The sequence below is a fragment of the Acidobacteriota bacterium genome, assembly GCA_026393755.1.
Classification (GTDB): Bacteria; Acidobacteriota; Vicinamibacteria; order Vicinamibacterales; family JAKQTR01; genus JBAXOX01.
This window is the reverse complement of sequence record JAPKZO010000041.1, coordinates 1-7,900: the sequence shown is the minus strand read 5'-3', so window position 1 is coordinate 7,900 and position 7,900 is coordinate 1. Positions and strand designations below refer to the sequence as shown.

Here is a 7,900-nt window from a genome sequence, read left to right as displayed (position 1 = left end):
TACGCACAATATAGGGCTACCAACCCGATCTGTCAAGCCATATTTAGTGACTACATTATGCGCCCACAAAACCTACGGAAAGATACAGGTTTCGGCCAGAAAGTATGCAATCAGTTACTGTCGACAGCGCGGAACTTCAGTTTAGTGTGCAGCCTCAATTGTTCCACGATGCGATCCATCGTCGCGGCGTCAAAATCCGACGCGTAGATGCGCCGGAATGTGCGGACGCGCAATGTCATCGGGTCAGAAACTCCCTGGGCTCGCAGACTCGCTTCCACCAGGCGTTTTCCGTCCACCCACATCGCGGCCGTCATCTTCAGCCGCGCTTGAGGCGTCAGGGCGGCGAGCAGTCGGCGCTGTTCACCCGTCGTTGCCTCGAGCGGCTCTGGCTGGGCTGGATTCATCGATGCAGCTCCCCGAGAGACTTGGCGACGCCGAGTTCCTGCGCCCACTGGTCGATGTAAGTCCAATCGAGTGTTGGGACGGACGCCGCGAGAGCTGCCGCATCTCGGAGCTGAAGTTCAGAGTTGCCTTGCAGCGACCACACGAGTTTTGACAACAGGAGATCCTCGGGGGTCACTATCCAGATCTCGAACCCATCGATGACGACGCGTCGGCGGCGTAGGAATTCAACTCGGCGGTACTCAGAGTCTTTCCGGACGATGAGGTCGATCTTATAGGCCGAGTCGAGGTGAATGAGGTTGACAAGCCGACGGGATTCGACTGCCCGCACGATGGCGTCCTCGTCGCAATAGAAATCGTCGGCGAACACGGCGACCAACCGCGGGACGTTGGCGCGTTCGAGTTCAACGACAATATCGATGTCGCGTGTCATGCGAGGCTGGGCGTAGTAACCGAGGGCCAGGGATCCGCTCACCATATAGGGCACGTCTGCCGCATCCAGGCGGGAGGTCACGAGGCGCAACGCGTCGAGCAAGTCGGCCATAGTGTCGATTCCGTGCCGGAGTGTACCACGGCGTCCGCGTTCCGCTCGCGAGAGGGCCGGTCGGTTCTTGCTCGTGGCCGCGTGCTAGCCGAATCGGAGCCAGTTGCGGTAGAATTGTTGACTACACCTGCCGCGACCCGCATCACTGGGAGGTCGTTCAACGGTAGGACACGTGGCTCTGGACCACGTTATCGGGGTTCAAATCCCTGCCTCCCAGCCAATTAACTCCTTCTTAATCAATTTGTTACGGGCACGTTCCGAATCGACTCGGTCGCCGTTCGATCCCATTCTTGATAGAAACTTGACAAAAAGTCGCGCCATCGGCGAACAACGTCTCCGTCGAACGGTGTGCCACCGTCGTCGACCTCTCTGTCGTCGGGGAGCTGATCGTCCCAGTTGCGTCGCAGACGATCGTGCTGCTGGCGAATAACGATGCCCCAGACACCCCGTGCTCCCGATGCCCCGAACCGGCGGTCTCGCTGTGTCCTGAGTGCGACGCAGACGGGGAAGCGTGCTTCCTCTGCGAGAGTTGCTCGTCGCGGCACCCGTGTGGCGAGGACGGGCTGCGTCCAGTTGTGAACTCACCGCGGATGGGAGTGTGCGGGTACAACGGGCCTGGCGCGTAGCACTCCGTGCCTTCGCCCTCAAGATATGTTCGTACGTCGATCCACGCTGGGCTCACCGGTCGAGCCCCCGGTAGTGAGGCTGCGGTAAATGGCTGTCGCGGTCGTACGGGGGATCCTCGTGTGCTGGCACGTCGTAGTCGGGAAAATCGACAACCCACTGACGGCGCCAATCCTCGTCGGCGTAATACCTCAGGTAGAGGCGAATGTCCTCTTCGCTCCCGGTTCCGATCATGTCCACGTGCGAAGTCGAACCCGGCATATCTGGGAGCACGGGCTCTTCCTCCCGTAGAACGCGGTCCCAGAGCGCACCATATAGATCGCGATCGCTCAAGTGATCCGTGTTGGTGAGGAAGACATTCAGGAGCGCCAGACCGTGAACGACCGCCCATAGTATGCCCGTCAACTTCTCGTCGTCGACCAAATCCGGAGCGGGCAACTCCACGCCCGCCGCGACCAGTTGCTGGAAGTTGGTCGTCGTCTGCCCGGCGGCCTCCTCGAACTCGACGACGCGGTGCCAGAACTGCTCCCGTTGCTCCAAAGAGACCGCGTCGGACATCCAGGAGACCATCTTGCCTCCGCTCAACTGCTTGGCCCGCTGCTTCAATGCCTCAATCCGCTGTTCCTCCTCGCAATCGTCGTCGCGATGGCTGCCGTTCGCACACATATCGCCGTCCCTTTCTCCCCGGCCGGATTCCGTAGCCCGGCTTGAGCCGATCCGCCGCGCGAGCGTCTGCATGAATCGGACCAGACGCAGATGCCTCGATTTCCAGACAGAATGGCGAGGTTGCAAGAAACAGTACGCAAGGAATGCCAAAGATGGAGTAGCCACTGATCGCAGAAATTGCGCTCAAACAGTTTGCGTGGCGCCGCGGTCCGTCTCCACGACGTGCGCGGAACTTGACAATCCGTCCCGCGAGTTCTATCTCGCCGAGGTCAAGGCGGCGGGTCACAATCGACGGCCTGTCATCCTTAGGTGTAGATGAGGTCAACCGTTTCCCAACTCAGAAAGGGCGCGGAGGCGCTCTTCCACGAGTCCCCGCCGGGCCTGGCTCGCCGCATCGGGCAGAAGGAAGCCGGGCAAGGCTTCTACGAAGTCTGGGTTGTCGAGAAGCGAACGGACGTCCGACGCAATGTAGGCACGAACCTCTGCGTCCGCGCCACCGACCTCGGCGACGATCTCCGGGCGACCGTCCACGACGGTGATAATGTCCTCGAGGTCGTGACTCGCGAAGATATCGCCACGGCCGCGCCCGCGGAAGGCCTCCAGTTTCGTGGCAATGAACAGCACCGGCGTGACGATACGGACGTCGTGTCCGGCGATTCGCCAAGACTGCGCCGTTTCGATGGCGGCCGGATACCATCGATTGCTGAAGCCGAGCACACTGGCGTCGATCGGCATAACGTCTACGATAAACGCGTCGCGGCGCCAGCGGCAGAGCGGCGCACCGGGCGTGCTGTCCTCAGCGAGTCCCAGCGCGCGCAGGCGCTCTGCGAGCGAGGTGTACTCTGCGTACGACGTCACGTTCACGATGGCGTCGACATCCTTGGTCGGACGGATGCCACCGGCAACCAAGTCCGTGACGAAGAGGCCGGTCGTACAGCCGCCGACGAAGACGAGGTCGTCGAGCACGGGGCCAAGCAGGCGGACGACGGACTCGAAGAGCGCGCGATTCGGGTCAGGTACGCAGTAACTCCCTGAGCCGAGCGCTCAACTCACGTTCGGCGATCTGCCGCTCGCGCGCGCGGCCATCACGCAGCGCGTCGATGAGCGCGAGAAGCTCGTAGAGGACAGGGTCTTTTCTCACGGCCTTCGGCACGGCCCTGCAAAGGGGTTCGAACCCAACGCCTCGGACGTCACCTTCGGGGTCGGGCCACACGGGTGGCAGGTCGCCGCTTTCGACGATTTGACCGTTGAGCGGAGGAGCGGCGTACGCCGTCGGGATGCCACGAGTGGCCTCCCCTCGCCGTGCCGGGAATACGTATTTCACGCCATGGAGCAGGAATTCCTCGACGGCCCGCAGGAGCGGTCGGCCGCCTTGGGCATCGATTAGACGTGACCGTTCCAGACGTTTGAGAGCCAGGTGCACCTGCGATGGACTGAGTGACAAGTCCGCCGCGAGCAGGGCAATGGTCGGGCGAGTTCCGCGATAGCTGACCAGTTTCGCCAACACCACCACGTCCTGGGCGAGCAGTCCCTGAGGCATTCCATATTCTAGAATCTAGAATATGGAAAAACAAGAGGGAGGAGATCTTGATAAAATCTTGATAAACTGCGTACGAAACCGCCGGTCTTGACCCCACTCGGCCCAAAGGTCCTCGCCGAAAACCCTAACAAAACCGACACGATCCGTCACCGTCGACGTCGGGGCTTGCGCCTCTGGACCAGCGTTTAGGGGTTCAAATCCCTGCCTCCCAGCCAAACCAAATCCTTCTTAATCAATTAGTTACGCGCACACTCCGAATCGACTCAGCCGCCGTTCGATCCCATTCTTGATAGAAACTTGACAAAGAGTCGTGCGATCGACGACGAACTTCTCCGTCGAACGTGTGCGCCGACGCCAAGTTCCAAGACCGCTCAGGCGCGCAAACGAAAGGAAACAACCGCGTGGGTTCTTGCCGAATGCACCGCAAAAAGTGGGGACGCTGTTCCCACAATTCCGAGCGGTACCTCCGGTCGGGCTCGCCGAACAGATCCAACGAAATCATGAGGCCGCGTGGTCCAAGCTTCGCCTCTGCCCGGTCCAGTGACCGCATGCTACGCTACCGATGCCCACTCCCATGCGGCACTCCAGGCCGGGCGGTTGCTCGCTGAACGCGACGCGGCCGGAAAGAGTCGGTAGGGAGACGACCTCGATGGACAAAACTCTTGACGTCCGCAAACTGCGTCGAATGGCAGGTGCGCGTTCGTTCGAACGAGGAGAGGCATATGTTTCGGACGGTCGAGTCGGTGACCTCGTCGAGCACGACGGGCGCGTCACGGCTGTCGTCGCCGGGACGCAAGAGTACCGGGTGGAACTCTGGGGTGGCCACAACGATCTGGCGTACTCCTGCACGTGTCCGGTTGGCCTCGACGGCGCCTTCTGCAAGCACTGCGCGGCCGTCGGGTTGACGTGGCTTCAGGGTGGGCGCGTTGGGCCGCGCAAGCCTAAGAAGACTACCCCGGCCATGACAATGGATGATGTGCGCGCGCACCTGCAGACGTGGGAGCACGAGCGCTTGGTGCGCCTCATTATCGAACAGGCTGTTCACGATGGCGACCTCCGGCGCCGGTTGCTGATGGAGACCGCGAAACGCACAGCGAGCGGGATCGATCTGGTCACGTACCGCGATTCGATCGATAGCGCGGTCGAGACGGGTCGGTTCGTGGATTACCACTCCGCGTACGCTTACGCGCAGGGTATCGAGCGTACGATCGATGCGGTGGACGAACTGCTGAAGGAAGGGCACGCCGTCGAAGTCATCGATCTGGCCGAGCACGCGATGACGGCCGTTGAGCGGGCGATGGGATCGGTCGACGATTCCGATGGTGACATAGGAGGGCTGCTCGAACGGCTACAGGAACTCCATCTGAAGGCTTGCAGAAACGTAAAGCCGGACCCCGAGGTCCTTGCCAAGCGACTCTTCGAGTGGGAATTGCGCACCGACTGGGACACCTTCTTCGGAGCCGCCGCGACGTATGCGACCGTCCTCGGCGCCAAGGGCCTCGCGGCGTATCGCCGGCTCGCCGAGGCGAAGTGGGCGAAGGTGCCGGCACTCGGCCCTGGCCGCGAGGATCCTGAACAGGACGGGAGCCGCTTCCGGCTCACGCACATCATGGAGACGTTGACTGAACAGACTGGCGAGGTCGAGACACTGGTCGCGGTCTTAAAACGAGACCTGTCGCTGCCGTACTCCTATCTGCGGATCGCCGAGGCCTACAAACGGGCGGGACACCGCGACGTCGCTGTAGAATGGGCCGAACAGGGCCTCAAAGTGTTCCCGAAGCGTCAGGATTCACGGCTCCGAGAATTCCTCGCTGAGGAGTACCACTGTGACCAACGCCACGATCAGGCGATGGCGTTGATGTGGGCGGAGTTCATGGACAACGGCACGCTGGAGCACTACCAGACTCTGAAACGGCACGCCGAGCGCGGTAACGCGTGGGCCACATGGCGCGATAAGGCCCTCGCCCTGCTGCGCGATAAGGCCGCGAATGCCAGAACGGCAGCCCGCAGGACCGGCTGGGGTTGGGGCGGTCTAGCTGACCGCTCCGAACTAGTGAAGATCTTTCTCTGGGAGAAGGATGTCGACGGCGCGTGGCGTGAGGCGAAGACCGGCGGATGCTCCGCCGACCTGTGGATGACGCTCGCCGCGAAGCGCGAGAAGGAGCATCCCGACGACGCGTTGTCCGTGTATCAGGCTCAGATCGAGCCCACGCTTCAACACAAGAACAATGACGCGTACCGGCAGGCGGTCGGCCTCCTCCGCAAGATCCGCGCGTTGATGATTCTCCTCGGCCGCGACTCGGAATTCGCGCCCTATCTCGCGTCTGTCCGCCAGGCCCACCGGCCAAAGCGGAACTTGATGGCGCTTCTCGATAGGGCGAGATGGGAGTGAGCGTGGCAGGGGACGAGCGCCCCGCGCGGACGCGGCCCATAGGTTTCTCTTCCAGGCATCGCCAGGAAGACGCTCGATAAGGCGCGACGCGACAATGAAGGGGACCTGCTTCACATGGCGCAGATCACGCTAAATGAGCCGACTTTCGGTCCTTCGGCCAGGAAGTAACGGAAGCTTCTTAACGGCCTCGTCAAGCAAGCGACAACGCACCAACGCTTACTTATCGCTTGGCCTGCTTGGACGCCGAGGTGCCACAACACTCCGGCTTTCACCGCAATGTTGGTTTTCAGTATTTGATGAAAATATCCATACTAGTGAAAGCGATTTGACAATTTCACCCAAAATGGTAATTTCATCAAATGCTGAATACTGTCGTTGTAGTGAAGGACTTAGAACGCCAAGGGATGGAGGCGCTCCGCCTGCTGTTGGAGCAGGTGCCGACGATCAAGCTACGAGGCCTGGAGCGCGAGCCGCCACCTCGGGATCAGGGGATCGACATCGTGGCGCACGTCGAGATTTCGGGCCGGCGTCATGTGCTGGTTTGCGAGGTGAAATCCAGTGGCCAGCCGCGCCACGTCCGGATGGCGCTGCTCCAACTGCGGGACTACGTCGCGCATCATGCGCAGAATGCCACGCCGGTCCTGATCGCTCCCTATCTATCGGGTGACGCTCAGGCCCTGTGTCGCAAACAAAACGTGAGCTATCTCGACCTCGAAGGCAACTCGCGGCTGATCTTCGGCAGCGTCTTCATCGAACGTCAGGTTGCGAGCAAGCCTGTTGCCGAGCGGCGCGAACTCAGATCTCTGTTCAAGCCAAAATCCGCGCAGGTCCTGCGTGTGATGCTACGCGATCCCCATCGGGCCTGGAGGGTCACGGAGCTTGCGAAGACCGCCGCTGTCAGCCTCGGCCACGTCAGCAACGTGCGTTCGGGGTTGCTGGATCGGGAGTGGGCGCACGTGTCCGACGATGGTCTGTTTCTGTCTGAGCCAGGTGCGCTGCTGGATGCATGGAGCGCCGTCTACGCGCCACCGGCCGGCAAGCAGGCGACCTTTTACACCACACTACATGGCAGTGCGTTCGAGGAAGTTGTGCGTCGGGCGCTTCGCGCGGATGATGGCACGGGCCTGGCGGCATTCGCCTCGTTCTCGGCGGCGCAATGGCTCGCCCCCTATGGACGGACAGGTACGCAGTACTTCTATGCAGACGACACAGGGCTAGAACGACTGCGAGCGGCCTTGAAGTTGTCGTCGATCTCCAAAGGCGAGAACGTGCTGGTGACCGTGCTCAAGGATTCCGGTTTGTTCCGCGATACGGTGGAGCCGGCACCTGGCGCCATCTGTACCAGCCCCGTCCAAACCTATCTTGACCTCGCCACGGCCGGAGAGCGAGGGCGTGAGGCCGCCGAGCATCTACGACACGAAAGGCTGGCATGGCCAAAATGACTCCTGGCGAACCTCAATCCGCTTCGAGCTATGACGATCGCACGACGGCGGCCGTCAAGAAGGTGCTCGTCGAAATCGGCCAGATCCTTGGAAGCTTCAAAGGCAAGTTCGCCATCGTTGGCGGTGCCGTTCCTTGGCTGCTGCTGGGAAACGAGGACATGCCGCACGTCGGCACGCTCGACGTGGACGTCAGTTTGGACGCCGAAGCCTTGGGTGATGGCGAATACGCCACCCTGATCGATGCCTTGCGTGGCCACGGCTACGACCAGCGCGATGAGTTGCGACGTTTC

The 7,900-nt window shown here is 61.4% G+C and carries 8 protein-coding genes and 1 tRNA gene; 4 read left to right on the top strand and 5 right to left on the bottom strand.

All coding sequences use genetic code 11. The annotated features are described in order from the left end of the window. Window positions 1–110 precede the first annotated feature (110 nt). Together NTV05_18705 and NTV05_18700 are read right to left on the bottom strand one after the other, a co-directional pair. Window positions 111–404: a hypothetical protein gene (locus tag NTV05_18705; protein MCX6546425.1), complete on the bottom strand. Its 294-nt coding sequence runs from the start codon at window positions 402–404 to the stop codon at window positions 111–113. Continuing rightward, window positions 401–946, bottom strand: coding sequence for a hypothetical protein (locus tag NTV05_18700; GenBank protein MCX6546424.1), 546 nt, complete (start codon window positions 944–946; stop codon window positions 401–403). The genes NTV05_18705 and NTV05_18700 overlap by 4 nt, the downstream gene beginning before the upstream one ends. Window positions 947–1,092: 146 nt before the next feature. Between NTV05_18700 and NTV05_18695 the strand changes: the two genes are divergently transcribed. After that, window positions 1,093–1,166: transfer RNA gene (locus tag NTV05_18695), tRNA-Gln, on the top strand. A 458-nt stretch (window positions 1,167–1,624) separates the two neighbouring features. On the opposite strand, the gene NTV05_18690 is transcribed toward NTV05_18695, so the two are convergent. The 3 genes from NTV05_18690 to NTV05_18680 form a co-directional block, all read right to left on the bottom strand. Beyond that, entirely contained in the window at window positions 1,625–2,236 is a 612-nt protein-coding gene (locus NTV05_18690) for a hypothetical protein (protein MCX6546423.1), read from the bottom strand. 321 nt (window positions 2,237–2,557) lie between these two features. Further along, window positions 2,558–3,202 (bottom strand): hypothetical protein, encoded by a 645-nt coding sequence (locus NTV05_18685; GenBank protein ID MCX6546422.1) that lies wholly within the window; start codon window positions 3,200–3,202, stop codon window positions 2,558–2,560. A gap of 46 nt (window positions 3,203–3,248) precedes the next feature. Then, window positions 3,249–3,776 (bottom strand): hypothetical protein, encoded by a 528-nt coding sequence (locus tag NTV05_18680; protein ID MCX6546421.1) that lies wholly within the window; start codon window positions 3,774–3,776, stop codon window positions 3,249–3,251. A 649-nt stretch (window positions 3,777–4,425) separates the two neighbouring features. Between NTV05_18680 and NTV05_18675 the strand changes: the two genes are divergently transcribed. The 3 genes from NTV05_18675 to NTV05_18665 form a co-directional block, all read left to right on the top strand. Next, on the top strand, window positions 4,426–6,168 hold the full coding sequence (locus NTV05_18675; protein MCX6546420.1) for a hypothetical protein: 1,743 nt from the start codon (window positions 4,426–4,428) through the stop codon (window positions 6,166–6,168). A 359-nt stretch (window positions 6,169–6,527) separates the two neighbouring features. Further along, window positions 6,528–7,610, top strand: a complete 1,083-nt coding sequence (locus NTV05_18670) for a type IV toxin-antitoxin system AbiEi family antitoxin (GenBank protein ID MCX6546419.1) — start codon at window positions 6,528–6,530, stop codon at window positions 7,608–7,610. After that, a partial coding sequence (locus NTV05_18665) for a hypothetical protein (protein ID MCX6546418.1) occupies window positions 7,598–7,900 on the top strand: 303 nt, incomplete at its 3' end. The genes NTV05_18670 and NTV05_18665, both read left to right, overlap by 13 nt.

What these genes read in the sequence shown, in the direction of transcription:
- NTV05_18680 (MCX6546421.1), bottom strand. Translation starts at nt 3,776, where the DNA reads ATGCCTCAGGGACTGCTCGCCCAGGACGTGGTGGTGTTGGCGAAACTG.
- NTV05_18675 (MCX6546420.1), top strand. Translation starts at nt 4,426, where the DNA reads ATGGACAAAACTCTTGACGTCCGCAAACTGCGTCGAATGGCAGGTGCG.
- NTV05_18670 (MCX6546419.1), top strand. Translation starts at nt 6,528, where the DNA reads ATGCTGAATACTGTCGTTGTAGTGAAGGACTTAGAACGCCAAGGGATG.
- NTV05_18700 (MCX6546424.1), bottom strand. Translation starts at nt 946, where the DNA reads ATGGCCGACTTGCTCGACGCGTTGCGCCTCGTGACCTCCCGCCTGGAT.
- NTV05_18690 (MCX6546423.1), bottom strand. Translation starts at nt 2,236, where the DNA reads ATGTGTGCGAACGGCAGCCATCGCGACGACGATTGCGAGGAGGAACAG.
- NTV05_18705 (MCX6546425.1), bottom strand. Translation starts at nt 404, where the DNA reads ATGAATCCAGCCCAGCCAGAGCCGCTCGAGGCAACGACGGGTGAACAG.